Raw genomic sequence first — 26854 nt, 5'->3', positions numbered from 1 at the left:
TAATTAGTTAAAAAAATGGTATTTAATTACTTATTTAAAATACTACGTCTAAAAGACTTATGTTTTAGCTCATTTTGTGCTAACCTATTTTCATGCCTAATTATAAAGTGAGGTGCTTTACATTGATAGGTCGTAACGATCCTTGTCCATGTGGCAGTGGTAAAAAATACAAAAAATGTTGTGGTAAAAATGCAGTAGGAGATATTTCAACACTAGTAAGTGAAGATATCGATCGCATCGTGGAAGGTTTTGTAAAAGAATCCTTTAATACAGCTGACTATCATGCATTAGAAAAACGCAATCATCAATGGCAAAATGCATTAAATCCTGCATTTGCAGACAGTTTAATAGATACAATTGCTATGGAAACATATATTTATATTGATCGCCCAAATTTGTGGAGAAACTATTTAAATAAACAATTAGCACAACCTATTCGTCCGCAAGTAAAAGATATTTTATCAGCTTGGTTAACACCTGCTTTCTTACTTGCAAAAGTTGAGTCGCAAAATGGCGAATTAATTACTTTAATAGATGAAGTATCTAAAAAACGTTATTTGATGACTGGCTCTCCATCTAAGAAATTCAGCGGTAACTGGTTATTCGGTATTTTCATGCCGGATAAGCGTAAAGGTGAAAATGGTTTAACTGCAACAAGTAGCGTTATTTTCATTCCAAATGACAAAGTAAATATTTCAAAAGCTTTAGCTAGCAAGCTTGAAAGTAATGTTACTGATTCATTTGAATTGTACAAAACGTTCCTAGAAGCTGTTGCTCCAGAAGTTCAATCAGAAGTGGCAGCTACTGTTGTTGAAGAAGTACCTGTGACTAAAGCTGTTGAAGTAGAGAAAACAGTAACAGAAAGTGAACTATCACCTTTCCAAACTGAAATTCTTGAACTAGTACAGCAATACGTAACTGAATACAATCTATCTGCTGATTCATTCACTGCCTTACTACAACAATATTTAGAACAAAACACAGTAAAAGCTAAAAAAGCCAATACTGTCGCTGCAGGTGCAGTGCTTGCTGGACAAGCAGCTGCTATCATACCTGAAGGCGGTTTATCAAAAGTCAAAGATGTTGCAGCATACTACGAAGTATCCGCTTCATCTGTATCAAAATATCGCGACCAAATTAGCGAATTTTTAGCACAATAACAAAAAGGCAATCCAATTTGGGATTGCCTTTTTATTTTTATTTTTATTTTAATGCTCGAATAAATTCCTGCAACAATGGTACATCGTCAGAATATGCCATTGATAAGGACAATAGCTCTTCACCCTTTTTCCACGCGATTTCATAAATTAAATTGTCGGGATCTGCGTTAACTTGCTCTCCGCCTATGATTTCGACATGAAAATAATGTACATCAATCTCAATCCCTAGCGCTTTAAGTTCGTTTGACTTCGTATAAAGTTCTCTTATCACTTTTACTTCATAACCTGTCTCCTCATAAAATTCTCTACGACAGCATTCCTCAAACGTTTCATTACCTTCGACGCCACCACTAGGTACTGTCCATTTCTTATCTTCACCTGGCGCTGCTTGAAGAACCATCAATACTTCTCCGTTGTCATTTAAACAAACCCCTGCAGCACCTTGCCATTTATAAATACTCACTTAACACCCTCCTATTAACTACCTACCTAGAATATATGATTTTACTAGTGCAAAACGTTCACGGAAACGTACTTTTGCCTCAATAATTTTCGGCGTTTTCGCTGTAACCACATCTACATTAAGATCCATTCGATTAGCAAGCATCTTAGCTCTTGCTAAATGATAATCGCTTGAAATGATAGTTAAATCACTAATATCCTCATCCAATAACTTTAAAGAATAAACAATATTTTCATAGGTATTTGTTGCTTTTCCCTCTATTATAATACGTTCAGGGCTTAAACCATGCTTAACTAGATATGCTTGCATAACAGACCCTTCCGTAGCATCTTCATCCGGTCCTTGACCACCTGACACAATCAACTTAACGTGAGGATATTTCTTTGCATATTGTAACGCAGCATCTAAGCGATAGGAAAGAGATTTTGATGGTACGCTCCCTTTCTTCACTTTGGCACCTAGCACAAGTGCATACTCATTGGAGCCATCTGCTTTCGGCTCTGCACCATCTGACAGCCATCTAGTTGTTACACTCCAAAAAGTTAAACCGACTACGACAACAATGCCTCCTCCAATCATTAAAAGCCTCCTCATTAAACCTTTCAACATATCAACCTCTTCCACTTTTTATTTATTAACGATAAGGATTATGGAAAAGATTCACATATTAAAATTATTATAAATTCTTCTCTAGTATTATTTTATGAGTACCTTTTTTACTTATAAATGTTTCGATAACATTAAAACCATGCTTAATATTAAGAATAAGCATCGCTCGGCGGTGATTTCTCCCTATTGTACGAATTTTCTTGTATCCGCTCTCCTGTAGTACTTTATGCTGTAGCTTCATTAGATGAGAAGCAACTCCTTGACCACGGAAATCCGTATCAACTCCACCAAGCCAACTGTAAAATTTTCCTTCTTCTATCTCATACCCTAATTTGAAACCAGCTAACCTGGTATTATCTATAGCAACACAGCACAACAATTGAGGCTTCTCCTTTAGCTCGCTTACCTCTAGCTCTGCGCCTTCAAATACATGCTTATGAAGGTCTTGTATACCTTTGACAAGTTCTTCATTAGGAACTCCCTTAATGTATTTATAATTCATTTTCTCTCTCCCTTAATCATCAGCAAAAAGCTCATGTAAAATAGCTTGCCGATTATCTAAAAAACGTTTTGTTAAAATATAATGTAATGTTTCCTCATAACGTACACCTTGAATAGGCTGACTATCAAAATCATAAATAGTCGCTCCTGGATAACCAAGTAAAATAGGTGAGTGTGTTGCAATAATAAACTGTGCTTCACCTTCTAAATCTTTCATAATGCGCATTAATGATAATTGTCTAGCGGGTGATAACGCTGCTTCCGGTTCATCTAATAAGTAAATGGCTTTTTTGCCAAATCTATTTTTGAAAAGTGAAAGAAACGCTTCTCCATGGGATTGTTGATGTAAAGATTTTCCGCCGTATGCTTTTAAATGCAAAGGATCCGAATCGATATGTGATGCAAATTGATAAAACGTTTCCGCCCGAAGGAAAAAACCATTCATCACTTTTGGCGACCAAGATAACCGTAAGTGGTTCCCTAATACAGATTCTGCAGCATGTACTTCATATAAATTATTGCGACTTCCACCTGCTGTATTAAACTCACATTTATCAGCAATACCCTCTAGTAATGTTGATTTCCCGGAACCATTTTCACCTACAAAAAACGTTACATTTTGCGTAAATTCTAATGTTTCAAGTACTTGTAATGAAGGAATGCTGAACGGATATTCACTTAAATTTTCAGTACCGTCTTTTAATAAAGTTACTTTCTTTAGAAACATGCCATGTTCCTCCTTCTGAACATTTTCATAATTATAATAAAGATACCCTAAGAGCTATCAATGCTCCAAGGGTATTTAAATATAGCTAAAGTAAAATAATTCATTTCTGCCTTTTTATTGATTTCATTAGTAATTCATTTCTAAAAAAGACTAGCCCATTTAATCTGAACTAGTCTTGCCTCAATCTATCTTAACTTCTTATACTTTCTTCTTTTAACCCTAAAAATCAACAATCCAATTAGTAAGAGTAATCCTGCGAACCCAACAATCCACCATTTTGAAATTGAGTTATTACTTTTTCCATTTTTACTATCGATACTTAATTGCTTACTTGTTTTCACATATTCAGCATTAGTAAAAAATTGCTTGTCACTAGATTGTACAACGACTGTTGCCAATTCATCAGAGTGTATTATTTCTTCAAGAAAATTATTTTCCATATAATCTAGAGTTGACCCTTGATGATCTATTACAAGAATTGAATTATTACCTTTACTCCAAGGGTTATTTTGGATCCAGCTAAATTGTTGAGCCGTTTCCGAAACAAAGCCCTCATCACTTAGTACAGCCTTATTCCCATTATATGAGACTATCAAATCAGTCACCTTTTTTTGTAGCAAAGGTTGTTCATTCGGCCCGCCAATAAATATAACATTCGCTTTTTCAACATCATTAGCTGTTACTTGCTCAGCAGTTTTTAATTGTATAGTCGGTTGTTGAACACCTTGCAAAATCGCACTATATAATTTTAGTAATTGTTCATCTGAAACATCTGTTTTTTTAGGTAAAACAACAACGGTCATCCCTTCCGTACTTACAAATGGATAAGGAAATGCAGCAAATGTGATTCCCTTTTGTTCATTAGCTTTTTGTATTATTGGAAATGTAAAATTACTATCCTTTTCAATATAAATCCAACGTTTTTCATCTGTTTCTTTACAAGGATCATTCACGCCAAAACCAGTAGTTTGAAATTGCAAATCTATTAAACGGTTATCTCTAATAGCTTTAGCATCAATTGGTACACTAACATTGTAAACTCCATCCTTACTATCTGCTAAGGTACGTAGATTCACCGAATGCGGTATATTATTTACATTTACGATTAACTCTATATTCGTACTAGTGTCTAATTCCGTTTGCTCTTTTATAGATGTAATACTTTCGGATTTCTTTAATTTTAGATTAAGTGTAAATGCTTTATTTAGTTGCGTATCAGCTGAAACATAGTAATAATAATGTGCGCTATTAGTACTCTGACTATCAAGGGTAATATTCTCTGCACCAAATTGTTCTAATGTGACGCTACCATTCTGTGTCAATTTCAACTGTTTTGGTATATCCCTTACCGACAAATCTAAGCCACTCAGTTGTTTTGAAAATTGTGGATTAGTTAAAATAGCCATTCTATCTTCTAAATCAGTTGCCTTGTTTGCTGTTACAAACATTGCTGAAGTTTCTTGCTGCCCTTGTTTTAACGTACGAATTGATAGGTTAAGTGCATTTGCTTTTTGCTTCACATTAGCATCTTGCCATAGTTTTTTTATATTTGAATTTGAAAATTCAGAAGGTACACCTATAAATACTACATTCTGATTTAATTCTTTTATTTTAGATTCTCTAATAATTTGTACTGTATTTTTTCTACCTGATTGATTTGTTAAGAAACTAGTCATCTGAAGTGCACTGTTTAACGAACTTGTTGAAGCCTTATCTGGTATTACAATATATACAGGTTGTTCCTCAGTTCCAACAAATTTAGTTGGATATTCACCTAACGAAACATCTGATTTTTTTACTAGACCATTCAACTGATAATATGAATTGATATTAAGTGTAAGCCAATTAGCTGAGGTACCTTGCTTAACGCAAATACCTTCTTTTAGCACACCATAATATTTAACAGTTACAGCATGAACTCCTTCTTTCAGAGCATCACCTTTAATTGGAACAGTCATTTCACGTACAGGCTTATCTCCATTAATTGCGATCGACTTTACCATTTTATTATCTATACTAACTGACAGAGATGATGGTGCAATTAGTAACTCAGAGTTTTCAGTATTCAATACAATTTTACTTTCTTGCCCTTTTGCATCCGCTACTAATTCATAGTAGAAAGTGACCTCACCTGCTGGGCCGTTTAATGTAATAGGCGAATTGGTAATCGGTTGTGTTTGGTTCGTGCCTTTAGTATTATTCACTTTTATTCCATCGATTGAAATTATAGTGTTAGCCTCACTCTTTATCGGTGCCAAAGCCACTATAATTATGCATAATAAACTCGCTATTAATAACTGATATTGCTTCATTTTTTTTCCCCTTTATCTTTTTGTTCAAAGCGCTCTGTCTTATACCATTTCACTTCTTGTTTAAATAACACCCTTTTCATCTCTAAAAATAATGAATAAACAACTAAAACAATCCACATTTGTGAATACGTAAAGTACATTAATATTACATAAAAGAAATTTGTTCGATTCATCTCTGCTTTTTCTATACTTAGCGTAATCATCACCTCAGCTAAGAATAAAAGGAATGCCAGGATCCATAGTGCAAGAGCTACATTTCCAATTGATAGATTTAAATCATAGAAGAGATTAATGATAAACAGAGTATTTGATAAAATAACACCGAAAAAGAATAGGAAGTACGTAAAGAAAAAATAAAATAAATCAAAAATAATACTTTTGCGTTTTAACTTAAAAAATTGCCCCAAGAATTTAAGGACGACATATTGATTCCCTCGTGCCCAGCGAGTTCGTTGCTTCCACCAAACTTTTAGTGTTTCAGGTTCTTGTTCCCATGTTATAGCCTTAGGAAAGAATCGAATATGATAGCCTTTATTGTAAACACGAATGGTTAGCTCAGTATCCTCAGCTAATGCTTTAACATCCCAGCCACCAAGTTCTTCTACGATACTTCTTCTTATCGCAAAGTTAGTCCCCGGAATCGTCGCCACTTTGAACCATTTAAATCGGCCACCTTGTGCCATCCATTGAAAACAAATCGTTTCAATATTAATAAAACGTGTGAGCCATGTTTTTGCCGCATTGATAACTCGAAATTTACCAACCACTGCTGCTGCCTTTGGGTCATTTACTAATCCCATGACTAAATACCAAACTGACATTTTCTCCGGTGTATTATCCGCATCATAAACAACAATCACATCACTAGATGATTTTCTTAACGCCTCATTCAACGCGGATGACTTACCCTTTCCCTTATTCGGAGGCTCTGTTTCTATGGCGCGAATAAAGGAGTACCTTTCTGAAAACTGCCGTGCAATTTCACCTGTTCTATCTGAAGAATTATCATTTATAACAATTACTTCAAGTTTCTCTTTCGGATAATGTAACCGCGACATTGCTTGTAAAGTTTGTCCAATTACAACCTCTTCGTTATGCGCGGGTATAAAAACACTTACTGTAGGTAAATCGACCATTTTCTTTTCCCATTCAGGAATAACATTCTCAAATGTCTTAAAGTGAAGATAGCCACCTTGCATTAAGAACATATGGTATAAAAGCATAATCCATATTAAAAATAGCGCAATGTAGAATAATATATTAGCCATTTATATTTCGCTCCTCAAACAATCGTTTTCGCAGCTTTGTACGTAAACTCACAACATAAATAAAGAATGCTATAACAAATAATGCGACGATGATTGCTAAAATCCATAACACCATTTCAAATGGATTTTCTCCCATCCTTTGCTTTACTTTGTCTGTCCATTTAATATGGGAGACTACTTTTAACTCTCCATCTTCTTGCTGAATCATGATATTTTCAGACTGTACAATTTGTTTCGATTTCCGTAAGTCGAGCCATTCTAAATTGGGTACTTCTTCTATTAAACTCACCATTTCAGGCAAATACTCCATCCCTAAATATGGATGATAAAAACCGCCAATGACTGAACCGGGAACCTGCTGCACTTTTTTTATTTTCTCTTCCATTTCTTTCAATGGCTCTGGCCTACTTGGATCAATAAAGCCAATCGTTTCAGGATATAATGTCATATCACTTAGTAGTGATGGCTTACTTATCATTAACGGCGCGCCCATTCTTTTCCACGTATCATCTGATAATTGAACTTGCCCGAATATAGATGTGAAATGTTGTGCAATAATGTCATATCCCGTTGAACTCATTGAATAGTGTGGCGCTTCAAAGGAAATTGGGTACAATTTTAATTCTGTTAATTTTTCAATAGAGAGCTTTATTTTATCTTCAATATATTTCTTCTCTATCTCATCGATTGATCCCAAATAGTGTTGATATGCTTCCTTTGTCGAAAAATCAGCTCTTTTTTTCATTTTTATAGGGTCATCACTAGCGCTAATAGATGAAATTTTTTGATTGTTTATTGAATCCCAAAACTCGAAACCTTCGCCTGTTTCTGTATATCGATACGAATGTGTATAGCCATGAGCGATAACCATACCGCCTAAGCTTTGTAAATGCTGTAGTACTTTCACAAGCTCTTTATTATCTTTTAATTGCACTTGCTCACCTGACTCACTATTCACATAAACAGGAATTAGTGCCATGTAAAAAGGAATACCCTTTTGCGCTAAATATTCACCTGTTTCCTTCACAAGTTTCGGATCTGATATAGGGGAAATATCTTCTAGACGAATATAGGCTAGATGTTTTATTGGTTCTTGCAAGTCTAGTAAATTAAATAATTCTCGTGACAAAATATAATTATCATTGGATAAAAAATTTGTTTTTGCTATAAATGATGTATTTCCGTCTTTCACAATAACAGGATATTTAGCATTTAAATTAGTACCTTCAACTAGCACTTCACTACCTTTTGGCGGTTTAACATATTCTATATTCATTAACTTAGAAAGAGGCTCTCCATCCAAAGTACGTAACGATTTGCTACCGAAGAATTGCCATTTTTCAAAGCGGGGGAGTTGTTCAGTATTTTTACCAAAAGCAATCAAATGGCCTTTAAATTGCTTTATAGCATTTAAAAATTGCGTTGGTAGATTACTTCTGTCTTCTCCTACAAATACGACGACATCTATATTTTTTATGGTTTCTATTGTTACTTGTTGCACACTCGACAACTGAACTTGATCAGATATTCCTGCAAAAATTGTTTCAAGGAATAGAATGTCTGAATTGGCAATACCATCCGTTGACTGATAAGCTACTAATATTGCTGGTTTCTTCTGCTCTTTTGAGACTGAAGCGAATGTAGGTATACTTTGAATGCACATCACAATTATGATGGAAATCCCTAGAAACAACCGTTTATAGTTCATGAGAAACCATCTCACTTTCAACCCTACCGATAATCTCCTCATATGAAGTATCTAGTTTCGGCTCATATACAAAATAACCAGTACGGAATGTCAAAGTTACATATTTGTCACTTAAAAGCTGGTGCGTTTTTATTTTGCTAGCCAGTTTATCGATTACTAAATCAATTGAATCGCCACCGGTTTCTGTCAATAAAATAGCAAAACGATCTGTATCATATCTGAATTTTTTATCTGTCAAACGCATTGCCTTATCCATTGTTTGGGCTAATCCCTGAAGCAAATGTTTTGTCTCTTTAGCACCATAAAGTCTATTAAAATCTTTTAAATGGTCGATCTGTAATAGAATTAGAGTAAATGATTTACCGTAACGATCAACACGCATCATCTCTTCCGTTATCGTTATCCCCATTCGATAGTTGTTATCAAAACCAGTTTCTACATCAACAGCGATAAAATTGCGTACTTCTTCTTGCAATCGCTGATTCAGCTTTTCCCGGGCAATAATAACTTCTTGCAAGCGTCCTGCAATTAACACTAGAACAATCAGCATTAGTCCATATACCAAAAAAAGTTGTATCGGCATCGTAAAGGTATTTACAATCGCACTATCAGTGTAATTAAAGTAAATTAGAGTACTACCAATAATGAAGATAAAGATTAAACTAAAAATCAGACCTGTTACTGTTCCCAATATCAAGCTCACAATAATTAAAAGGATTAAAAAAATATATAAAAGAATTCCTTCTCTCCCATAATCCCACATGAAATAAGAAGGAATTTGTAATAACAAAATAAGTATCGTAATAAGCAATAGAGTTTGCTTATTTGTGTTTAAAAACCGCCCCATTCAATCCCTTCCTCTCTGCAATTAAGGGCAATAAATTATCAAATGCATGTGTTTCTAGCGTTTCTACATCAATGTATCCTCCGTAAAATCCCTGCTTTTTATTACTTTGTTGTAAAATCCGCATTCTATTATAAAGTTGCTGAGTAAACTTCTTATCACCACGTTCTAATGAAAATAAGATCGCCAATGCATAGACTGAAGGAGCTTCATAATTTACGGTTGGCCTAAGCGTCTCTGCATCATAACGGCCAAATAGCTTTCCTCCGTTTGTTGCAAAATCCATTTTCAAAAATTTCATTAGATTATCCGTATTACCTTTCCATTGAGACGAATGATACCCGACATATAGCTGGTCAATTAAGTTGATTTCTTCATCATAGTAATAAGTAGCTTTTTCCACGTCGTAATACTTTGGATAAAATGCTTTTTTAGAGAGCGGAGCCTTTAATAATAAATTACGGTTTGCTTCATATACATCAGAAGATATTAATCCCGCACTTTGTAAATGTTCAAAACCAGAAGGAATGATATAGCTAAGCGTTACTTCATTACTCTGTTTTTTACTTTTCAAATCTACGTAATCAACCATTAGGTGGTCTTTCAATTGGACACTAACAAAACTTTCCCCTAACTGTTGAGCGAGTTTTGTATACGCTGGATTTTTCCATCGCTCACCTGCATTAAATAGTGCATCCACAATGCGTAAATCATCGATAGCAGCGTTAGTAGCTGCCTGTTTTTCTCCATTTAACTCCCAAGTTATTAAATTATCGTTAGTTAAAAAATAGCTTCGGAGCACTTCAACTTGATTATGGAACTGATTATAGCTATCTCTTTCAACTAAATATTGCATCCATAATCCAACTGATTCAGATAAATAGTTATCAGTTCGATCTGTCAAATTAGTGCGTATACGTCCATCCTTTTGGATAAGGTACTTTTGAGTAAATGCTTCTGTCTCAACTTTAGGTACCTCTGCTTGAAGCACTTTTAATTGTTTATCTGATTGTTCAAATGAAGAACACGAGCTTAAAATAAGTGCAGAAAATAGCAATAACATTGTTAGTATTCTCATATATAATACCCTTCCTATCGGGTCTACTAGATGACCAAAATTAGGAAATCAGATTTCCACGTTTATCAGCTACCCTTTTATGTCATTAGTAAACCTCAGTTAAATTTCCCCTCATACACATATATTGAAATAATATAATTGCACCAGTTCCTTAGCACTTTTATAGCTTAAATGTTATTTAATATTATTTTTCAATCTTCATTACTTCTCCTTGTTTAAAAAGTTTTATATTTATTGATTAAAAATGATTTATCAAAATAAAGCTATTAATATCCTACTTTTTTTAATGCGCCGGACAACTATTTTACTATATCAGTATATAAAAAAAGTCGTTTTTATACCCTTATTAATCAATAATTTACTATTACTTTCTATTGTTTAATTCTATTTTACCACTTTACACCTTGTTTTTATAACGGGAAAATCAGGGATATATAACTATAATCAGTAACATTAAAAATATAGATACACTTTCTATCTTTGTATATAAAAAAAGGTATCCCGAAGTCAAAAAATCGACTTATGAGATACCTCTTAGTTTTTATTTCTATTTAACACCTTTAAAACTTCTTGTACTGATATTATTATCGCCTCAAAAGTTCATCAAAAAGCCAGTGGCGAAATTGCCACTGGCTTTAAATTGTTCAAGTCATAAATTGCATTTCTTGAACCAGAGAACCCTCATCTATTAAAGTTCAACATTATGATAAACTTGTTGAACGTCATCAAGTTCTTCTAGTGCATCAATTAGCTTTTCAAATTTTGCTAGGTCTTCGCCTTCAAGTTGGATTTCAGTTTGAGGTAGCATTGTTAATTCTGCTACTGTGAATTCCGTAATACCTTGTGCTTTTAAAGCTTCTTGCACTGCATTGAATTGAGCAGGTTCAGCATAAATAATTGTTGCTTCTCCTTCATCAAATACGTCACGTACATCAACATCAGCTTCAATTAGCATTTCAAGTACTTCCTCAGCTTCTTTTCCTTCGATTCCGAATACAGCTGTAGGATCGAACATATAAGCTACAGAACCGCTGACACCCATGTTCCCGTTGTTTTTACCGTATGTAGCACGTACATCTGCAGCAGTACGGTTTACGTTATTTGTTAAAGCATCAACGATGACCATTGAGCCATTTGGACCGAAACCTTCATAACGAAGTTCATCAAAGTTTTCGTCCCCGCCACCTTTAGCTTTATCAATTGCACGATCAATAATATGTTTTGGTACACTGTATGTTTTAGCACGTTCTAAAACAACTTTTAATGCACCGTTAGATTCTGGATTTGGTTCCCCTTGTTTAGCAGCTACATAAATTTCACGTCCAAATTTAGCGTTAATACGGCTTGTGCTTTGGTCTTTAGCAGCTTTTTTCTCTTTGATATTGTTCCACTTACGTCCCATGTATTTTCACTCTCTTTCAAATAGTCTACATATAAATGACGCGCGGGCATTACTTTTGCCCACTTGAGGATAAGCCATTAATTTACTGTAGTATTATACACTATTTTCATAGCAATTAATATATTCGTCAAATGCGAAAAGGGAGCTAAACTAGCCTTCTTTCGTATTTTTCAGCGTTTTATACCCTTTTCTAGTTCCTATAAGTCTTTGGCATTGAAAGTGTCTCCACCAGCAATTGTCCCATTATTGAATCCCTTTTCAAACCATTTTACACGCTGCTTAGATGTACCGTGCGTAAAACTTTCTGGTACGACATAACCACGTGCTTCTTTTTGGAGTGTATCGTCACCAATTGCATTCGCAGCAGTAAGCGCTTCTTCAATATCTCCTTCTTCTAAAAGGCCCTCTCCTTGTACATAATGACTCCATACACCTGCATAATAATCTGCTTGGAGCTCTAACATAACGGAATATTTATTGTACTTAGCTTGCGATACTTTACCATTCATCGCGTGTACTTTTTCAGAAGTTCCTAACATTGTTTGTACATGATGACCTACTTCATGCGCAACAACATAGGCCATAGCAAAATCACCTGGCGCCTTAAATTGGTTCTTTAATTCTTGATAAAAACTTAAATCAATATATAGCTTTTGATCAGCTGGACAATAGAATGGACCTACAGACGCACTAGCTGTCCCACATCCTGACCGAACGCTATCTGAAAATAACACGAGCGTTGGATTTTTATATGTCATGCCTTCTTTTTTAAAGATTTCCGTCCAGACATCCTCAGTATCTGCGAGGACAACTTTGACAAAACTTGCTAGTTCTTCTTCCTCAGCAGTTGGAATATAAGTAGAGCTTTGCTGCTCTGTAGGAATAGACTGTTGGGAACCATTCAAAATATCTTGTGGATTACCGCCTAGCAATGTATAAAGAAGGACGATAATTATTCCGATACCGCCTATTCCCCCTCCGATTACGGCAGGGCTCTTCATGCCTCTCCGATCCTCAACATTGGAGCTTTGCCTTCTACCTTTCCAATTCATCGTAATACATCTCCTTATTACTCTAACTTCATATATTTTTACCCATCTATATATGTACTTAGTCACGAATAGCCAGAAAACCCATTCAAGATAAAAATATAAGCTACTCCACACATTTCTTTTTAAATGGTAAAGTAGCTTAAATTTTATTCTTTTAATGAACTCTTTTTATTATTGGATTTCTTTTTATCACCAAGACGTAGAAGTTTACTAGTTAGACCAAACATTGAGGGAATGAAGATTGGCATCAAAAGTAAACTCATTAATACTAGACCTACTATGACAACTAACGCTACTTGTATCAATGTCAAAATGCCTGAAGGAATCAAAGCAGCAAATGTACCACCTAAAATAATCGCTGCTGATAATACAACCGACCCGATATTTTTTGCTGCTTCTATTATTGCTTCACTCGATTTCTGTTCAAGTTCATTGAAGCGCATCATCATGAAGATACTATAATCTACTCCAAGTGAAATCAGCATAATGAAACCAAGGAAAGGGACGTTCCAGCTTAAGATATCAAAACCTAAAATGTATTTACTAATTAATTCGCTTATTCCAAGTGATGAGTAATAGGCAATAATTAATGAAGCAATAATGATTATTGGTCTCCAAAGTGAACGTGTAATAATAACTAGTACAATTCCAATACCGATAAGCATAATGATAGTAGTCCTCGTAAAATCATTGCTCGAAATATCTTGTAAATCTAGATTTTGAGCAGATTTTCCACCTACTGCAATTTGCGTATTTTCCAACTCGCCAGTTTTTGAAATTGATTCAATACGTTTATTGATTTTCTCAACAATGTGCATTGCTTCTTTTGAATATGGATTAACATCAAGAACAACCATTAATCTTGTCATTTCCCGATTTTCAGACATGTACATATCTAAGCTTCTTTGGAAATCCTCACCCTCTAAAACATTCTTAGGAACAAAGAATTTCTCAGTTGATTTTGAGTTACTAACGTTTCCTAGATAATCTTGAGCATTCGCTAGACCTGCACTAACTTCATCTAAACCTTCGGTACTATCTGCAAGACCTTTTTGCAAAGCTTTCATGTGTTGTTGTAAATCAGAAAGTCCTGACTTTAATTGCTCTTGACCATTATTAATTTGAGTTAGTCCCGTTTGTAAATAGGGTAGATTACTAGCAATTTGCTCAGATCCATTTTCTCCTTTATCTAATCCTGTTTTTAACTCTAGTGCTCCATCTTCAAGTTGTTTCACTCCCTGCTCAACATACGTTAAGCCATTATTAATTTTTGAGAATGAAGTATTCGCTTTATTGAATGAATTCATCGCCATCTTATACTGTGGCTCAATTCTATTCATTTGGTTTTTTAATACCAAAAACTCTAGCTGACCCGCTCGTGCTATACGTAGAGTAGTTCTTATATTCTCATCATTTTCTAATTCTGGATTTGTTTTAATTAGGGCCCTCATAGCAACTTCAATCTGTGCATATCCTTGTCTAGCGCCGATAATTGCATCACTCAATGATGAAAAATATTGTGAAAATGTATTAAGGCCTGTATATAAATCTACATAACCCTTCTGTAATTGTCTGGTACCATCAGACAATTCCGCAATATTGGTATTTAATTCATGTAAGCCTGTTTGAATTTGACCTGCTCCTGTTACTCCATGTTGGAAGCCCTTTGTAACTTTCTCCATAGCAGAGTTCAATGCTAATATGCCTGATTTCACTTCTGTAGTACCGTCAATTAACTTTTGGACATTTTCAATCCCACTATCTTCTGCTTTACTAAGTCCATCTCCAGCAGTTGATAAACCATTATGAATCGCACCGATGCCATCCTGTGCATTTCCTAATCCGCTATTTACATGAGTTGTTTGACGGTTCAAGTAAAGTTCCTTAACTTGGTTCCCTTCAGGTCTAGTTGATGAATATACCTTTGAAACACCATTTATTTCTGCAATAGCTTGCGTTAATTCATCAAGTGCTTGTAGAGACTTTTGGTTATCTAAAGTCTTGCTCCCTTTAATAACAATATTTGTTGGAGATGAGAAACCAGGTGGGAAATGCTCTTCAATAACTTTAATCCCTTGCTTCGATTCATAACTATCCGCAATCTCAAATAAATCATTGTAATTCAATTCACCAGAATTTTTCATTATGAAAGGTGTACATACAATGGCTACTAAAAGTAGCGCTAAAATAGGTCTAAAATATGCAAATTTCGCTAAAATCGACCATAGTTTACTATTACCACGCCCTTCCAAATTTCTGGCTGGCCAGAACATTTTTTTACCTAGGAAAACCATAAAGAATGGGTTCAATGTGATAAGGACAAGTAATAAAACCCCTACACCTATTGCAACTAATGAACTTGCCTTATATAAAGGAAAATCTGAAAGGCTCAATGCTATAAAACCTATAAACACAGCCACTCCACTATAAAGGGCCGTTTTCCCAGCAGATTTATAAGTTGCTTTTACAGCCACTACATAATCACTAGTATTTCTAAGTTCTTTTTTAAAGCGGGTGTATAGTAAGATATTGTAATCTGTACCGATACCAAATAGCGCAACAACTAGGAACACTTGAGTGAAATTGGAGAATGGAAAATCCCACTTATCCACTAAATGTGCGATAGCGCCTAAAGAAACGATGTATGCTATACCGACTGTCACTAAAGAAATCACTGGAACTACAGGTGAACGAAAGACTAGAATTAATACAACTATGATGAAAATAATAGCAATAACTTCTGTCTTTGCAACACCATCTTGTGTAGACTTTGCAAAATCTCTAATCACCAAGTCATTTCCAGTTAAATATGTATCTACATTATTCAATTGAAAATATGTATTTAATTCTTTCTCAACATGTGAAATTTCACCTTGCTTTTTATCTATTGAAATTTGCGTCAAGATGGTCGTCCCATCTTCTGAAACAAGCTGCGATTTCACTTCCTTACTGTCTGTATGCGACGTTATGGAAGTAATGCCTAAATCATTTTGGTGATCTTTTAAACGAGTAATCGCTGTACGAATTTCTTCTAATTGCTCACTAGATAATTTTTTATCCGCATCACTATGGAAGACTACAGTAAAGGAATAGTGTTCACTACTATTATCATTCATTTCTTTCATCATCTCAGCTGCAATTCCGCTTTGCACTGCATTACTTATAATCAGTTGCCCTTTTTCCTTAACAAGCCGGTCTAAATTAGGCATTGTCAAAATCATAACTATTGTTATGATTAGCCACACCACTAGTGCTACCGACCTAACATTTATGAACTTTTTCAACTCTTTACACCTCTTAATCTAAAAAACTGCATATTTTTAAACACTCTCTCATTAAATTACTCTCACTATCTCTTCGCTATTAATAATATACATTTCTTATCTATTATAATTATTTGATGGTTACAAATATATATAAACAATTTTTCATCATTTTACATAAATTATTACAAAATAAAAAGACCTTCCTTGATAGGAAGACCTTTTATATTCATTCTATGAGTCTCATTTTTACAATTTAATTGGATATACCTTTTCACATCACAAAATATCAATTAAGGTTCTGTTATTTAACTATTGATATAGGGAAAAACTTAAGCTTCACTTCGCCCTTCACTGCGTTTTTTGAAATAAAGCCATATTCTCTACTATCTGAGCTTTCCAAACGATTATCCCCAAGTACAAAATAGCTATTAGAAGGCACTACTTTTTCATCTGTTATATCTTCTAATGTAAAATCATATGTAAAATGGCCTTCCAATAAATTTTCTTTCTTTGTATTTAAGTAAGGCTCATCGTATGCCTTCCCATTTATGTAAAGAGTGTCATCCTTCATTGCAACATGGTCACCAGGCAATCCAATTACCCTTTTAATATATTTCTCGTCTGAGTCGGGTGCATCAAATACAATGATATCGAATCTTTCAATATGACTTAATTTACTTATTAACACTTTATTGTCCTCAAAATATGTTGGCTCCATTGACTCACCTCGAACTGTTATAGGTGAAATCAAAAACTGGCGACAAACAACAGCGATAATGACAGCGATGAGAATGGGACGTAACCATGAAAGCAGTTCTTTTTTTTGACTTTTTTCCATTCAAACTCTCCCCCTACTAAAAGTATTCCATATATTTCATTATAACTTAACATTAGTTATATTATCCCATCTATCAGCCCTTTAACGCAATTTTTCACTACAACTATTTATGCATATCAATCAATTAATCCTTTTTCTAAATAATTGAGCCTAAAAAAAGTGCCATATCATATCAGATATGGCACTTAAAAGTAGTATTTCTTTATGTATTTGGATGGCCCTTTAATACAATAAGATGTTCTTCCGTTATCCCCAAAACATCATAAACCTTTTGTAAAGTAGTTTCGCGAACCTTCGTGTCTCCACGTTCAATTCGACTTACCGTTTTCTGCGTTACATTCGCCTGTACCGCTAATTCAGATTGCGTAAGTCCAACTGACATTCTTTGTTTAAAAATCAGTTGACTACGCTTTTCTGCCATTACTTCTAACGGAGACTTACCTCCAACTTTGTCATCTTTTTCGTAAAAATCAACAGTAACCATACGCTCCACCCCTAAAAGAAATTGTGTATTAACGATTCTTTTTCAGCTACTTTAAAGTTGATTTGCCCCCGCAGTAAGTAGATATACTCTATGTTGTTTTATAGTCACTAACTGACAAAAATCAGCTAGCGTCATGAGCAATTTTCTCTTCTAGCTTCTTCTGTAACGTAGCTAATTGTTCTTCAAGAAGATGCGTAAATTCTTCTCTTCCAGCTTTACCTTTAGCCGTAATATAAATGGGTTCACCATAGATAAGGTAGCCCTTTTCACGAGCAAACACTTCACGCGGTGTATTCGGCCCAATATATGCAGCTGGTACAATAGGTGCTTTGGATAATTGAGCAATTGTAATGGCACCTTGCTTTAAAGAGTTTCCTTCCGCATTTCGTGTTCCACTTGGGAAAATACCTACTACTTCACCTTCTTTTAACAACTTCATTGGTATTTTAATTGCACTTGGACCTGGGTTATCACGATCTACAGGAAAAGCATTCATCTTCGTAATAAACCAACCTAGTAGCTTATGATCAAAAAGTTGCTTCTTAGCCATGAAATGAATAGGTTTCGGGTATATAGAAACACCAAGATTCAAAATATCAATCCAACCTGTGTGAGTACAAGCTACAACATAACCACCCTCTGTTGGCACATTATGCTCGTCAAAAACTCTCACCTTATTAAATAAACCTAAAAACTTTACTACAAAAAGACCTACAAATCTATACACTTTTCTACTCCTTACTTGCACTATAAATATCTATCTTCAGCGATATTCATTTACTGCGATTGTTACTATTTTGAAGAGCTCTAATATTCTATACTAGAGATAGTATCCACAAAAGAAATTATATTCAAACGATAGCAACGAATAGGTGGTTCATACATTGAATCCATAATTCTACATTCCCCTACCTATTATTGTAATCGATATTTATAAAATTTGTACCAAATGTACAAAAAAAGGTTATAATTAATTGTTTTTTCAAACATTTTAAGTTAAATGAGGTATTTTTATGCGAAATCGAGCAGCTACAGTCATTATCCGAGAAGATAAAGTAGCTTTATTGAAAAGAAATAAAGGTCATGGTAACTATTATGTTTTCGCTGGGGGTGGAATTGAGTATGGTGAAACAGCTGAACAAGCGGCGATTAGGGAAACCTTAGAAGAATTAGGTGTTCACGTAGAGCTCAAAAAGTTACTCACAACCGTTCCATTCAATGGTACACAATATTATTTCACAGCTCAAATAATATCAGGCGAATTTGGCACAGGAAATGGTGAAGAATTCACAAAATCTTCAATTGAAAATGGTACATATGAAGCTGTCTGGATACCCCTCACAAAAATAAGCGAATTAGATGTACGTCCATTAGAAGTCGTGAGGATTCTTATGGCTAATGATTCTACTGACTAAAAAAGCATCATACTGTCTAGAAAACTAGACGATATGATGCTTCCTCTTTATTCTATTTACCGCATTTGTTTTACTAAAAATCCTCCATTGAGCTTACTTGGTTCATATGAGATAACAAATGCCTTTGGCGATATACCTATTATTGTTGCACGTAATTTTGCTTCATTTTTACGCTTGGCTATTACTCTCATACTTATTTTCTTACCATCCTTACCATCTGCAAACCACGAAGTGACACCATACCCTTTAGCACGTAACTCTCCAACTAGTGCCGCTTCACTTGCATCAACTATTACTTCAAATAGTACATAGCCTAAAGCCAGGCGCTGTTCAATTAAGCTTCCCGAATAAACACCTAATCCCCAACCTAGGCAGTAAGCAGCGATATTCCATGGATTATCCAAATTGTCTAATACAATAGTTAACCCCATCAAATAGATAAATACTTCTACCATCGAGAGCAGGGACGCAACTTTCGGATAGCCTTTAATGACCAAAATCAACCGTAGAGTTGTTAAAGTCATATAAGAAATGTTAATCACAATGATTAGTAAAATCATTTCAATCATGGTTTTCAACTCCTAGTCGCACTCAAAATAGATTCTTTACATATTTTTATAGTTCCCGAAAAATAGATTTATACACTTAAAACTGAAAGAAGCCACTAAAAAAATAGTAGCCCCTCTCATATCAGTGATTTATTTATCTAGTTTTGTGATGTATTTCTTGCAAGCTTGTGGACAAGTTGTGGAAAACTACTATCCAATGTTGCAAATGTATAACCTGCAGACTCTGCTTTTGACGTTTCCATATACCAAGAATCCGGAATATTATAAGGTGAAACATTTTCCTGTTCAACTTCAGCTGAAACAATTGCCTTTTTACCAACTTCTTCTTCAATAATTTCTAGCATTTCTGCTAATGAATAGGTACCTTTTAATGTTGCATTTAAAGGCCCAGTAATTTGCTCTTGTCCAACCCATTTTAAGAAAGATCCTGCTTCATCAGATGAGATAAAGGACATACGTGCTTCTGTATTAACCATTCCTATCTCTTCTTCATTTTCCACATGCTCAACATGGAAAAGTAGTCTTTCTGTATAATCATCTTCACCAATTACAATTGGGAATCGGACTGCTGTTACTGGGAACGTTGCTTTTTGAAAAAATACAGCTTCTGATAAACGTTTCCCTTCGCTATATGAAAATGCATGTTGATCTCCCATTTGAATTGGATGCGTATAAGGATCAAAATCCTCTTCTTTTTTAGCTATCCCATCTGCTGAATAAACTGATAATGTTGAAGTAAAAATATAATGACCTACATTTTTATCAAAGATAGCACAAGCCACAGCTGCATCATCTGGTGAATAACAAATATTATCGTATACGATATCCCATTGTTCATTTCCTACAGCTGATTTTAGCGCTTTGGCATTTAGTCTATCTACTGTGACTTGTTTTACCTTATCACAAAAAGGATTTGCTAAATTTCCTCGCGTAGCAATTGTTACATCATGACCATCCTCTACTAATAATTCAACTAGTCTTTTGCCAAAAAAACGCGTGCCGCCTAATACTAAAATTTTCTTCATAATCTCTCCCCCTTATGAAATTTCTACCAATCTTATTTTAGCAAATATTTTGTCATTTATATATTTTTAACTACTATAAAACCCCCTGTACAATATGTACAAGGGGCTAGAAATTATCTTAGCGCAACGGTAATGCTCCCATTATCTGTTTTTAAAGAAATCGGTAATAAACCATTACCCAAGATTACTTTTTTTGTTTTTTCACCGAAAATTATACTTTTACCCATGTCTTTTTTAGTCTGAATCGTGGCATTATCTGGCTTTTCTTTCACGTATAATTGAATGCTCCCGTTGTCCGTTTCCAAGGAGATTGGTTTAGTGATAATAGGAATAAAAGCTTCAATACGGCCATTATCTGTTTCTGCTTCAATGGCACCTGTTACTTCTTGTATATCAATTCGACCATTATCTGTTTTAACCTTAACTGACTCAGTTTGTACATGATGTAACTCTATACGGCCATTATCCGTCTCACCCGTTAATGTTTTACATTGAACACCTTTTAATGTAATTCGGCCATTGTCAGTTTCTACATGTAAGTTTGTAGAGGCACTATCTGTTAATATAATTCGACCATTATCTGATTCAATATGCATTAAAATAGCATGTAATTGTTCCGCTCTCGTTACACCATTATCGTTATCAATTCGAATCATATCATACATACGTTTAGGTAATTTAATCGTCACTTTAGGCGCGTTACCAAATGTTAAAATAATGCCAAATGCAAACCATTTTTTCTTCTCTTTAATAACTATTTTCAGTGTATCTCCGACAATATCCATTGTAATCAACTTATTACTCAATTGATCTTTCATATCAACATATGCACGATCATCAGGTGATGGAATAATATCTAAGTCTGCAAAATCAGCCTCTATACTCACTTTCGTAAAGTATTCCCCTTTAGGCTGTTCCTCCGTTACCTTCATATCCTCTTCACCATAAGCCTTTAATAATTCCTCAGCAATATGTGCTGGAGTCCCAAGGGCATCAATAATAGCAGTATCAGTTTTCCCTTCACTACGTCCATTTGAAAAATACTCGCGAAAATCGCGAATGATATCCTGTCTTTCCTCTTGTTTTAAACAATCCAACTCTTTTTCTAGTGCTTGCAAATACCGTTCCTCATTCATTTTACATCCCCCTCATGGATTAAATGATTTACTCCAGCAATAAATGAATCCCATTCTTGACGTAATTCTTCTAGATAAATTAGACCCTGCTTTGTAATTTGGTAATACTTACGTGGCGGCCCTTCCGTTGATTCCTTTAAATAAGTGGTAAAATAGCCTTCTTTCGTGAGACGGCGAAGCAATGGATAAACAGAGCCCTCTGAAATTTCAATTTGATGTGAAATAGCTTGCACTAGCTCATATCCATAACGATCTTGATTTTCAAGTAAAGCTAACACACATAAATTCAAGACACCCTTTTTAAATTGCACGTTCATACAGCTTCCTCCTTTCACTATTGTTTATTAAACAGTACTATAACATATGTCTATTGTTCAATGCAAGGTACTGTATTTAATAAAAAAGCTATCCTTTTTTTGAAGAATAGCTTGTAACTAGGCTATTGTATAAAAAAATAACAAACATTATAACTGCCGAAACAAAATAAAATATCATGCCATATGTTAATGAAGCTTCCGTTCTTTAAAGAAATACGTATAGGAGATACTTATTAATATACCTACGCTTAGCAGTACAACTATTGCTAGTATTCCTATAACAACTTTGTCACCAATGTCGCCACCAAATTTATAATCTTTAATACGAAGTAATAAATGTATTAAATTTAATACTGTCAAAAAAAGCAATGATGCAATTCGCTTTAAGTATGTTCGGAAAGTTTGCTTTCGCTCTTCAGTAATATCCTGCCCTAGGGTTGGTATTGTTTCCCCTTCTTTATATTGCTTTGCCCAAATTACAAAGGAGCCGAAATGTTGTGTTGTTTTATGCTTTAGTTGCCAACCCGCTTCTTTATGCATATCGAAATAAGAAGGCTCTATACGTTTTCTCATTTCGCAAAAATAAGAGACTTTTTCATTTTGCCCTTCTTCAAATATAAAGAAATTCCCATTTACTTTTACTAGTCTATTACCTTGTGCCGCCATTTCCATTAACCATCGTTCTAATATTTTAGGAAAGTATGCCCAAGTATTCTTCCATTTTCTAAACGTCTTTCCTGTTGCCTGCACTTGATCGATCGATGTATTAAAATATTTCTTTTCTAAATCCTTTAATTGCCTTTTTAAAAAGATACTTAACCTAATATTACTAACCGCTAAAATAATAAGTGATATAGGAATCATCCACCAAATAGGCGCCAAATCTTCAAAGTCCAACATAAACAACATTAAACAAAATGGCATGAAAATAATCAATAGTATCCATGCGCTAATAATTGCAAAACTGCTCCATTTATCCTGATGAGAACTAATACGTCTCAAAACACCATCTCTTGAAGGAAAAAGGGATTTACTCTATATTCATGCGACAACTCTTTTTACCCCAACTATGCCACACTTCGACTATATCACTTTGCGATATATCCAATCAACATTTTTTACCAAAAATAAAAAACTATCCCACCATTAGTGAGATAGCTTTCTTAGCAGTTATGCTTTTTTATTCGAGTCTTGCTTTGCCAAAAATATAAAAAGTCCGATTAAGCTAATGATGTTTAAAATCGTGCCGCTAATAAGTAATATCCATTGCATCGTCAAAGGTAAATTACGCGTCATACCAAATGTGATACTAAGGGAGCCGACAGCGATTAGCACCATGTATAATGGTAAACCTTTTAACAAATTACTTCGCCTCTTTATTTGAAAATTTCAGTTTTATTTATACCGATAGTACCATGAGAAATATGAATCTGCTAGTGAAAGAATGTTATTATTTCACTATTAAAAACTCTGTTTATATATCTGTTCTTATAAATCAACTGATACACCCTTATTTCTAATCATTTATTGTACAGCTGTTTCTAAAAAGCGAAATTCTATTCCGTCTTCATTTGCTTGAATTGAAGCTTGAATACCATTTGGTAATATGAACATCGGATCTGTATGACCAAAATCAGCATTGTAAACAATAGGGAAATCATATCCTTCTGTAGCTCTTTGTAAAATGGAGTTGAGTAACCCATTATCGTGATTATCTCCAAAACCGACCGAGGGATGGAACCGACCAATGACTAAAGCAGAAATTTTATCAAATACCCGCATATGTCGGAGTTGAGTAAAATAACGATCTATTGATTCTGGACATTCTCCTTCATCATCTTCTAAGCAAAGAATTGCTCCATCCACATTAGGAAAGTATTCTGTTCCTGCTAGAAGCAACATAACCCCAACATTACCTGCAATAATCTTGCCCTTCGCTTTTCCTTGCTTGAAAATTTGCATACCAGCGTTAGATTCTTTAACACGCTCCCTAGTATCTTTTTTGTCCCAAGATAATGATTCCAATACACGATATGATGAACTGTTAATCTCAACAGTATTTACCTCAACCAAAGTATTTTGAAAATACTTATATGTATAGTCCATCAACCCATTGAATTCACCGAACTGAGGTAAAATCGCTGGTCCTAAAAATGTAACAAGTCCTGTTTTTTCATAAATAGCGCTATTCAAAGCTGTAATATCACTATAGCCCATAAATATTTTTGGATTATCTTTAATTAGTTCATAATCAATTTTATCTAGAAGTTGATGTGAACAAGTTCCACCAATTGTCGTAATAATCGCATCAATTTTTGGATTATTAAACATCGTATGTAAATCAGTCAATCTTTCATCTACTGTGCCAGCCATGTAGTCGTCGCTATTCCTCGCATACTCACCAACAACTACTTTATAGCCTAGCTTCTCAATCTCTTCAATTCCTCTTTGCAAACGGCCGGGACAATCAGCTGCTATTCCTGATGATGGCGCAATAATTCCGATTGTACTACCAACCTTTAATCTTTTTGGCTTAATAATAGCTATGATAATAACCCCCTACGTAAACACTTTTACATATTCTAACACTAAACACAGAATAATCTACTTTAATATAAAAAAGCCGCTAGAGCAGCCTTTTTTTGAAAGTACTATTTTGTTCCAATAGAAACATTTCCATCTTCATTCACCTCAACAAATCGGCCATCTTTCAACTGGATCATCAATGGATAACTAACTGCTTCTTTCGTCGAAAAATACCATATTCTTTTTGTAGGTGCTAATAAGAAAAAGGCACCATCTTCCCTTTCACCTAAAAAATTAAGAGCATTCGGTTCTAATGGCTCCTCATCTGTTAGGACAATACCATATAGTTGTAATTCACTACCAACATTCAAAACATCATCTGTTGTAACATTTATTTCACTAATATTTAATAGATTCTTTGCTGAAAAAGGTTCATTTAGTTTGGTTTGTGGAGAAGAGCCATAACGTGAAATCAGCTCTACAATATTACCTGAGGGATCTTCGAAATAGCATGAGAATGCTTTAGCTGATTCAAAATGTACGTCATCATTTCCTTCTTCATCATTATTTAAGGATACTAATTGCATAATCCACGTTTTAGCTTCTCGAAATAAATTACCAGGTACATTGAGTGCAAAATGATAGAATGGCATACCTTCCCCTTCATATTCTTTAAATTCTAAAATACTTGTACCAACAGCTATTTCAAAACTATTAATACTTTCATTTAAAAGTCCTAAGCCTAATTTACCCACATAAAAATTCTTCGTTTCTTCTAAATTCGAGCTATACAAGCTCACTTTTTGGATAATCATCACATTCCCTCCAATCGATACTTCCATCATATGTTAATAACATTAGTGTTTTATACCACCAATTGGATGAAATCTCTTTCATACTATTGTATGAGAAAGCGACTGCTAGAATGTCATACTATTAATCTAGTAGTCGCTTTAGATAATCATTTTTTAAAACTACTCAACCCACTTTTCATCATCCAACGCTTGTGACAATAGGATGAGCGAAATATTCGATAATTGTTGGTCTTGTTCTTTCTATATTATTTCCCACACAAAACAAAAAACTGTGCTATAAATCCTTCGTAAGGTTTATGGCACAGAATATAATATTACTTTTTCTTTTGGTCTTTTAAAAACGTTTCATATAAAGGTTTAAGTGTTTTTGAATTGACGTCGATGTCATTTTCATACGCATATTTCACCGCATAGCCGAGTGCTATTGTCATTCCACCTGCCACACTCGCACCAGCTACAGTGCCTGCTCCTGGTACGAATTTTACTATTTGGCGGAATATTGTTTTCCCAACATTACCAACTATCGTTGCGATAATCATTTCCTTAGCTTTATCTTTAGAGATAGGCTTTCCATAAAGGGTAGACAACTTCAGCATCATACCTACTTGCAAAGTTGTTAATGGCACGAAATCAGCTCCTGGAATTGGCACTGCTCCAATTGCAGCTGCTGATGCGCCTGCTCCTAAAATCCACTTTTTAGCAGTAGCTGACTTATCAGCCATATGAGCTGCCATTAAAATGTCTTTTTTTTTGACCTCCAAAAGCTCTAACACCTTTTCTTGTAACATGGACATATTTTCACCTGTGCGAGAAGAAATCGGTGTCACCGGATACTGATAATTTGTATGGTCTTGTACATATTTCACAAGGCTTGGTATATCGTCAGCTGCATCAATTTTGTTAAGTACTAGAATAATGTCTTTATTGACCGCACTTATTTTCTTTAGTGAAGCAAGCTCCGTTTCTGAAAGAACTGTTCCCGCTGCATTAAGGAAAAATAGCACGACATCTGCCTCATGGAAAAAATTCATCGTTAAATCCGAGTTCTCACTTTTAATATCATCAAGCCCTGGAGTATCGACGAAAACAATTTTATCTTTGTATATATACTTTTTGATATGCTGAGTTTCACCAGGATTTGCGCCCACTGGTGCCACATCGTCACCCATTAATTTATTTACTGTTGAGGATTTCCCAGCGTTTACATCACCAATCATGGCTATCAAAATTTCACGATCCAGCTGGGCATTAATTTCTTCTGACTTTTCTTCAAAAATACGATCAAATTCTGCATCTGTAAAAGGTTGATTTGTGTTCATCTGTTAAAACCTCCTGAAGG

General features: G+C 34.6%; 26 protein-coding genes. 2 read left to right on the top strand and 24 right to left on the bottom strand.

From position 1 onward, the window contains the following. Positions 1 to 122 precede the first annotated feature (122 nt). On the top strand, positions 123 to 1160 hold the full coding sequence (locus MHH85_RS21345) for an SEC-C metal-binding domain-containing protein (RefSeq protein ID WP_193737728.1): 1038 nt from the start codon (positions 123 to 125) through the stop codon (positions 1158 to 1160). Positions 1161 to 1203: 43 nt separating this feature from the next. Here the strand turns inward: MHH85_RS21345 and MHH85_RS21340 are convergent, their stop codons facing one another. The 15 genes from MHH85_RS21340 to MHH85_RS21270 all read right to left on the bottom strand — a co-directional run bounded on the left by MHH85_RS21340 (position 1204) and on the right by MHH85_RS21270 (position 18439). Beyond that, positions 1204 to 1623 (bottom strand): NUDIX hydrolase, encoded by a 420-nt coding sequence (locus MHH85_RS21340; RefSeq protein ID WP_340708435.1) that lies wholly within the window; start codon positions 1621 to 1623, stop codon positions 1204 to 1206. 18 nt (positions 1624 to 1641) lie between these two features. Further along, positions 1642 to 2202, bottom strand: a complete 561-nt coding sequence (locus MHH85_RS21335; protein ID WP_340708434.1) for a YdcF family protein — start codon at positions 2200 to 2202, stop codon at positions 1642 to 1644. A gap of 97 nt (positions 2203 to 2299) precedes the next feature. Beyond that, positions 2300 to 2734 (bottom strand): GNAT family N-acetyltransferase, encoded by a 435-nt coding sequence (locus MHH85_RS21330; RefSeq protein ID WP_340708433.1) that lies wholly within the window; start codon positions 2732 to 2734, stop codon positions 2300 to 2302. A 12-nt stretch (positions 2735 to 2746) separates the two neighbouring features. Further along, positions 2747 to 3460 (bottom strand): AAA family ATPase, encoded by a 714-nt coding sequence (locus MHH85_RS21325; protein WP_193737731.1) that lies wholly within the window; start codon positions 3458 to 3460, stop codon positions 2747 to 2749. A 185-nt stretch (positions 3461 to 3645) separates the two neighbouring features. Beyond that, positions 3646 to 5772, bottom strand: a complete 2127-nt coding sequence (locus tag MHH85_RS21320; protein WP_340708432.1) for a cellulose biosynthesis cyclic di-GMP-binding regulatory protein BcsB — start codon at positions 5770 to 5772, stop codon at positions 3646 to 3648. Beyond that, positions 5769 to 7040: a glycosyltransferase family 2 protein gene (locus MHH85_RS21315; protein WP_340708431.1), complete on the bottom strand. Its 1272-nt coding sequence runs from the start codon at positions 7038 to 7040 to the stop codon at positions 5769 to 5771. The genes MHH85_RS21320 and MHH85_RS21315 overlap by 4 nt, the downstream gene beginning before the upstream one ends. Beyond that, positions 7033 to 8748, bottom strand: a complete 1716-nt coding sequence (locus MHH85_RS21310; protein WP_340708430.1) for a DUF2334 domain-containing protein — start codon at positions 8746 to 8748, stop codon at positions 7033 to 7035. Before MHH85_RS21310 ends, MHH85_RS21315 begins: the two co-directional genes overlap by 8 nt. Continuing rightward, positions 8738 to 9595, bottom strand: coding sequence for a diguanylate cyclase domain-containing protein (locus MHH85_RS21305; protein WP_340708429.1), 858 nt, complete (start codon positions 9593 to 9595; stop codon positions 8738 to 8740). The genes MHH85_RS21310 and MHH85_RS21305 overlap by 11 nt, the downstream gene beginning before the upstream one ends. Further along, positions 9570 to 10670, bottom strand: coding sequence for a glycosyl hydrolase family 8 (locus MHH85_RS21300; RefSeq protein WP_340708428.1), 1101 nt, complete (start codon positions 10668 to 10670; stop codon positions 9570 to 9572). The genes MHH85_RS21305 and MHH85_RS21300 overlap by 26 nt, the downstream gene beginning before the upstream one ends. A 688-nt stretch (positions 10671 to 11358) precedes the next feature. Further along, complete coding sequence (locus MHH85_RS21295; protein WP_193737737.1) at positions 11359 to 12072, bottom strand: YebC/PmpR family DNA-binding transcriptional regulator; 714 nt, start codon at positions 12070 to 12072, stop codon at positions 11359 to 11361. A 197-nt stretch (positions 12073 to 12269) separates the two neighbouring features. Further along, positions 12270 to 13124 (bottom strand): KPN_02809 family neutral zinc metallopeptidase, encoded by an 855-nt coding sequence (gene ypfJ, locus MHH85_RS21290; RefSeq protein ID WP_340708427.1) that lies wholly within the window; start codon positions 13122 to 13124, stop codon positions 12270 to 12272. A gap of 146 nt (positions 13125 to 13270) precedes the next feature. Beyond that, positions 13271 to 16408 carry an MMPL family transporter gene (locus MHH85_RS21285; protein ID WP_340708426.1) on the bottom strand — a complete coding sequence of 1046 codons (3138 nt, stop codon included), beginning with the start codon at positions 16406 to 16408 and terminating at the stop codon, positions 13271 to 13273. Positions 16409 to 16691: 283 nt separating this feature from the next. Then, positions 16692 to 17228, bottom strand: coding sequence for a signal peptidase I (gene lepB, locus MHH85_RS21280; protein WP_340708425.1), 537 nt, complete (start codon positions 17226 to 17228; stop codon positions 16692 to 16694). A 202-nt stretch (positions 17229 to 17430) separates the two neighbouring features. Further along, the gene (locus MHH85_RS21275) at positions 17431 to 17712 is read right to left on the bottom strand and encodes a helix-turn-helix domain-containing protein (protein ID WP_193737741.1); all 282 of its coding nucleotides are present in this window, start codon (positions 17710 to 17712) and stop codon (positions 17431 to 17433) included. A gap of 121 nt (positions 17713 to 17833) precedes the next feature. Next, entirely contained in the window at positions 17834 to 18439 is a 606-nt protein-coding gene (locus MHH85_RS21270) for a lysophospholipid acyltransferase family protein (protein WP_340708424.1), read from the bottom strand. A 286-nt stretch (positions 18440 to 18725) separates the two neighbouring features. Here MHH85_RS21270 and MHH85_RS21265 point away from each other — a divergent pair, with 286 nt between their 5' ends. Beyond that, on the top strand, positions 18726 to 19127 hold the full coding sequence (locus tag MHH85_RS21265; protein WP_340708423.1) for an NUDIX hydrolase: 402 nt from the start codon (positions 18726 to 18728) through the stop codon (positions 19125 to 19127). A gap of 56 nt (positions 19128 to 19183) precedes the next feature. On the opposite strand, the gene MHH85_RS21260 is transcribed toward MHH85_RS21265, so the two are convergent. The 9 genes from MHH85_RS21260 to MHH85_RS21220 all read right to left on the bottom strand — a co-directional run bounded on the left by MHH85_RS21260 (position 19184) and on the right by MHH85_RS21220 (position 26834). Then, a complete protein-coding gene (locus tag MHH85_RS21260; RefSeq protein ID WP_227751948.1) occupies positions 19184 to 19696 on the bottom strand; it encodes a DUF2179 domain-containing protein in 513 nt (170 codons plus the stop codon). A gap of 137 nt (positions 19697 to 19833) precedes the next feature. Then, complete coding sequence (locus MHH85_RS21255) at positions 19834 to 20721, bottom strand: NAD-dependent epimerase/dehydratase family protein (RefSeq protein ID WP_340708422.1); 888 nt, start codon at positions 20719 to 20721, stop codon at positions 19834 to 19836. Positions 20722 to 20834: 113 nt separating this feature from the next. Beyond that, complete coding sequence (locus MHH85_RS21250; protein WP_340708421.1) at positions 20835 to 21857, bottom strand: DUF4097 family beta strand repeat-containing protein; 1023 nt, start codon at positions 21855 to 21857, stop codon at positions 20835 to 20837. Further along, positions 21854 to 22174: a PadR family transcriptional regulator gene (locus MHH85_RS21245; protein WP_053419099.1), complete on the bottom strand. Its 321-nt coding sequence runs from the start codon at positions 22172 to 22174 to the stop codon at positions 21854 to 21856. The genes MHH85_RS21250 and MHH85_RS21245 overlap by 4 nt, the downstream gene beginning before the upstream one ends. Before the next feature lie 186 nt (positions 22175 to 22360). Next, positions 22361 to 23176: a DUF2812 domain-containing protein gene (locus MHH85_RS21240; RefSeq protein ID WP_340708420.1), complete on the bottom strand. Its 816-nt coding sequence runs from the start codon at positions 23174 to 23176 to the stop codon at positions 22361 to 22363. Between the two features lie 168 nt (positions 23177 to 23344). After that, complete coding sequence (locus MHH85_RS21235; RefSeq protein ID WP_053419097.1) at positions 23345 to 23536, bottom strand: hypothetical protein; 192 nt, start codon at positions 23534 to 23536, stop codon at positions 23345 to 23347. 162 nt (positions 23537 to 23698) lie between these two features. After that, complete coding sequence (locus MHH85_RS21230) at positions 23699 to 24670, bottom strand: S66 family peptidase (RefSeq protein WP_340708539.1); 972 nt, start codon at positions 24668 to 24670, stop codon at positions 23699 to 23701. A 155-nt stretch (positions 24671 to 24825) separates the two neighbouring features. Beyond that, complete coding sequence (locus MHH85_RS21225) at positions 24826 to 25515, bottom strand: glyoxalase (RefSeq protein ID WP_340708419.1); 690 nt, start codon at positions 25513 to 25515, stop codon at positions 24826 to 24828. Positions 25516 to 25829: 314 nt separating this feature from the next. Beyond that, entirely contained in the window at positions 25830 to 26834 is a 1005-nt protein-coding gene (locus MHH85_RS21220) for a GTPase (RefSeq protein WP_053419094.1), read from the bottom strand. Positions 26835 to 26854 lie beyond the last annotated feature (20 nt).

Origin of the sequence: Viridibacillus sp. FSL E2-0187 (assembly GCF_038006425.1) — a bacterium.
Taxonomy (GTDB): Bacteria; Bacillota; Bacilli; order Bacillales_A; family Planococcaceae; genus Viridibacillus; species Viridibacillus arvi.
This window is presented reverse-complemented; position numbering and strand designations above follow the sequence as displayed.

Coding starts and splice junctions, on each gene's coding strand:
- MHH85_RS21220 (WP_053419094.1), bottom strand. CDS start 26,834: ATGAACACAAATCAACCTTTTACAGATGCAGAATTTGATCGTATTTTT.
- MHH85_RS21275 (WP_193737741.1), bottom strand. CDS start 17,712: ATGGTTACTGTTGATTTTTACGAAAAAGATGACAAAGTTGGAGGTAAG.
- MHH85_RS21320 (WP_340708432.1), bottom strand. CDS start 5,772: ATGAAGCAATATCAGTTATTAATAGCGAGTTTATTATGCATAATTATA.
- lepB (WP_340708425.1), bottom strand. CDS start 17,228: ATGGAAAAAAGTCAAAAAAAAGAACTGCTTTCATGGTTACGTCCCATT.
- MHH85_RS21335 (WP_340708434.1), bottom strand. CDS start 2,202: ATGATTGGAGGAGGCATTGTTGTCGTAGTCGGTTTAACTTTTTGGAGT.
- MHH85_RS21250 (WP_340708421.1), bottom strand. CDS start 21,857: ATGAATGAGGAACGGTATTTGCAAGCACTAGAAAAAGAGTTGGATTGT.
- MHH85_RS21245 (WP_053419099.1), bottom strand. CDS start 22,174: ATGAACGTGCAATTTAAAAAGGGTGTCTTGAATTTATGTGTGTTAGCT.
- MHH85_RS21315 (WP_340708431.1), bottom strand. CDS start 7,040: ATGGCTAATATATTATTCTACATTGCGCTATTTTTAATATGGATTATG.
- MHH85_RS21305 (WP_340708429.1), bottom strand. CDS start 9,595: ATGGGGCGGTTTTTAAACACAAATAAGCAAACTCTATTGCTTATTACG.
- MHH85_RS21330 (WP_340708433.1), bottom strand. CDS start 2,734: ATGAATTATAAATACATTAAGGGAGTTCCTAATGAAGAACTTGTCAAA.
- MHH85_RS21325 (WP_193737731.1), bottom strand. CDS start 3,460: ATGTTTCTAAAGAAAGTAACTTTATTAAAAGACGGTACTGAAAATTTA.
- MHH85_RS21255 (WP_340708422.1), bottom strand. CDS start 20,721: ATGAAGAAAATTTTAGTATTAGGCGGCACGCGTTTTTTTGGCAAAAGA.
- MHH85_RS21265 (WP_340708423.1), top strand. CDS start 18,726: ATGCGAAATCGAGCAGCTACAGTCATTATCCGAGAAGATAAAGTAGCT.
- MHH85_RS21300 (WP_340708428.1), bottom strand. CDS start 10,670: ATGAGAATACTAACAATGTTATTGCTATTTTCTGCACTTATTTTAAGC.
- MHH85_RS21225 (WP_340708419.1), bottom strand. CDS start 25,515: ATGATTATCCAAAAAGTGAGCTTGTATAGCTCGAATTTAGAAGAAACG.
- ypfJ (WP_340708427.1), bottom strand. CDS start 13,124: ATGAATTGGAAAGGTAGAAGGCAAAGCTCCAATGTTGAGGATCGGAGA.
- MHH85_RS21295 (WP_193737737.1), bottom strand. CDS start 12,072: ATGGGACGTAAGTGGAACAATATCAAAGAGAAAAAAGCTGCTAAAGAC.
- MHH85_RS21310 (WP_340708430.1), bottom strand. CDS start 8,748: ATGAACTATAAACGGTTGTTTCTAGGGATTTCCATCATAATTGTGATG.
- MHH85_RS21260 (WP_227751948.1), bottom strand. CDS start 19,696: ATGATTGAAATGATTTTACTAATCATTGTGATTAACATTTCTTATATG.